The organism is Photobacterium lucens (assembly GCF_009873615.1).
Taxonomy (GTDB): domain Bacteria; phylum Pseudomonadota; class Gammaproteobacteria; order Enterobacterales; family Vibrionaceae; genus Photobacterium; species Photobacterium lucens.
Window position 1 is genome coordinate 1 of the sequence record NZ_SSMG01000036.1, and the last position, 3,316, is coordinate 3,316.

2 protein-coding genes are annotated in these 3,316 nt (G+C 40.3%); both read right to left on the bottom strand.

All coding sequences use genetic code 11. The annotated features are described in order from the left end of the window. Nucleotides 1–132 precede the first annotated feature (132 nt). On the bottom strand, nt 133–357 hold the full coding sequence (locus E5A76_RS02755) for a DUF2835 domain-containing protein (protein WP_161118030.1): 225 nt from the start codon (nt 355–357) through the stop codon (nt 133–135). 92 nt (nt 358–449) lie between these two features. After that, on the bottom strand, nt 450–3,074 hold the full coding sequence (pepN, locus tag E5A76_RS02760) for an aminopeptidase N (protein ID WP_161118031.1): 2,625 nt from the start codon (nt 3,072–3,074) through the stop codon (nt 450–452). Between the last annotated feature and the right edge of the window lie 242 nt (nt 3,075–3,316).

Sequence of the window (3,316 nt, forward strand, 5' to 3'; positions counted from 1 at the left end):
TATAAAAGTATAGATAGGGATTTTCAGGCAGGTGTTTCGAAAAAAATACAACACTGCATTTTGCTAATGATATGTATCTTTATTAAATAGGATTGGAAAATGAGTGGGACTTAATACAGCCAAAAGTACAAACTAATCAGAAAGTTTGGTTAACGTAGTGAGCTTATTATTCTCATCAACAGCCACTTGAAAGCGTCCTTTTACCCCCATTTGAGTTAGAAACGGTCGTAGTCTTACCGCTGGAAGTTGAAGTTTTAAGCCGTTTTCGGTCATCACCACCACACTGCTGGCGGCGCCTGAATAATGTTGAAAAAAAATTTGGTAGGTAATATTTACTCGAAAAATAAAACTGCGCATGTTCCGTACTGTATATATCCATTTACTATTAAAAGAAAAGCCAAGCATCAACAATGTTGAATTACTTGGCTTTAGTTTTAGCTAATCACAGATTATTGCTCAAGCGCTTTTTGCACTTTCTCAAACAGATCTTTTGCTAAGTTGTCTAATGCCGCTAACTTCTCAAGCTCGCTACGCATTAATAGCTGACGTGCTTCATCGTATTGGCGATACTTCAAGAATGGTTCAATTAAGCGTGAAGCCACTTGTGGATTACTGGTGTTTAACGCCGTTAGAATTTCAGTTAAGAACGCATAACCTGAACCATCTTTAGCATGGAAGCGTACTGGGTTATTGGCACAGAAACTTGCTACCAAACTACGGGTGCGGTTCGGGTTCTTCAAGCTAAAAGCAGGATGATTCATGGTGTTGCGTACATTTTCCAATGCGTTTTCAGCAGGATTTGTACCTTGCAGCATGAACCATTTATCCATCACTAGACCATCATGCGTCCACTTATCACTAAAATCAGCCATTTGTGCTTCACGACAAGCCAATTGGGCATTGTTAGCCGCAGACATCGCTGCCATGGTATCTGTCATATTATCTGCAGCAGCATATTGAGCAGTCACCAAATCATTGCCTGTTGCTGTATGTGCTAAGTAAGATAAACACTTGTTACGTAACGCACGTTTTGCCATTGCAGCATGATCTAAGCTGTATGCAGATTGCGCTAGGCTACGATAAATCGCCAGTAACTCATCTTCCATTTCAGTCGCTAAGATTTGAGTTAACGCACCAACAACCGTATTGATCGCATCCACATCCACTTGCTTGTACCAACCCGCAATTTCATTTTCGCTTGGCAGAGTTAGCATTTCGGCAATAAACGCTGGATCTAGATTTTCATCAAGTAATGCACCACGGAATGCATCTACAACCGCTTCTGGTAGTTCAACAGCATTGCCTGCTTGTACCGCTGCAACGTTTTTACGAATGTATTTCGCTAGTAGCATTTGACCAGCATCCCAACGTGCAAACTCATTACGTGCGTGGATCATCAAGAAGATCAATTCTTGATCAGAATAGTCATATTCTAAGATCACTGGCGCTGAGAATTCACGAAGCATGGAAATCACAGGTTGTTCAGCAACATTTTCAAATACGAAAGTTTGCTCTGTTTCTTTTACATCTAATACGTTGTGAACAGGCTTACCGTTAGATTGCAGTGAAATGACTTCACCTTTGCTATCGTAAAGCTCGATATCAAATGGAATGTGCAGCGGTAGTTTCTCTTCCTGTCCTGCTGTTGGTGGTGTTTGCTGTTTAACAGTGACGCTGTAACTCTTGTTATCTGCATCATAAGCCGTTTCTACTGTTACAACAGGCGTACCCGCTTGGCTATACCAACGACGGAAACAAGATAAATCAATACCTGATGCATCTTCCATTGCTTGAACAAAATCATCACAGGTTGCTGCTGTGCCATCATGACGTTCAAAGTACACCTTCATACCTGCTTGGAAGTTCGCTTCACCTAATAAGGTGTGCATCATGCGGATCACTTCGCTACCCTTTTCATACACAGTTAATGTGTAGAAGTTATTCATCTCAATGACTTTTTCAGGACGAATTGGGTGTGACATTGGGCCACGATCTTCTGCAAACTGAGGACCACGTACAATGCGTACATTAGCAATACGGTTTACCGGACGAGAGCCAAGATCTGATGAGAACTCTTGATCACGGAATACGGTTAAACCTTCTTTTAAACTTAACTGGAACCAATCACGACAAGTCACGCGGTTACCTGTCCAGTTATGGAAATATTCGTGACCGATCACAGCTTCAATACCTTGATAATCAGTATCCGTTGCTGTTTTTGGATTGGCTAATACAAACTTAGAGTTAAAGACATTAAGGCCTTTGTTTTCCATTGCGCCCATGTTGAAGAAATCAACGGCCACAATCATGTAGATATCTAAATCGTATTCAAGACCAAAGCGCTCTTCATCCCACTTCATTGAGTTTTTCAGTGAAGTCATTGCGTAATCAGCGCGATCAAGGTTGCCTTTATCAACGAAGATTTCTAATTCTACGTTACGACCACTCATTGTGGTGTAGTTATCACGTAAAACGTCAAAGTCACCGGCGACTAGCGCGAAAAGGTAAGATGGTTTTGGGAATGGGTCTTGCCATTGAACCCAGTGGCGACCATTATCTAAATCACCTTCGGCAATACGGTTGCCATTGCTTAATAAGAAAGGAAATGCTGTTTTATCTGCAATGATCTTAGTAGTAAAACGCGCAAGCACATCTGGACGATCAAGGTAGTAAGTAATACGACGGAAACCTTCAGCTTCACATTGAGTACAGAAACCACCACCTGACTTATATAAACCTTCTAAAGCCGTGTTAGCTTCAGGATTAATCATAGTTACGATAGTTAAATCAAATTCAGCCGGAAGGTCTGATAACACTAAATGTCCATCTTCTTTCACATACGCTGACCATGCTTCACCATTAACAGTAACACTGACCAATTCTAATTCATCACCGTCTAACACTAATTTCGCATCAGCATTATCACCCATACGAACCACTTTATTTTGTGCTATTACTTGGGTTTTGGTGTCATTAAGATCAAACGTTAAATCGATATCCGTAATGGTGTAATCAGGCTTACGGTAATCAGAACGGTATTTTGCGGTAGGCTGTGTAGACGTCTGCTCTGTCATTCTTATTTTCCTTGGTGAATGGTTCTACCTAACGTTGCGTTTATAGAACGACCAAATAATCAATTTGTTTGACACTATAACGTTCAAACAAGAATTAGTATCAACTATATACGATAGTTTTTATCTCGATCCGGCAAATACTTAGTTTTCGCAATTAACCGATTAAAAATAAAGCAAATAAAGCTGAAAACGAGATTTTTGTTTAAATATAGAGCAGTATTTTTTAATACTCACTATTACAT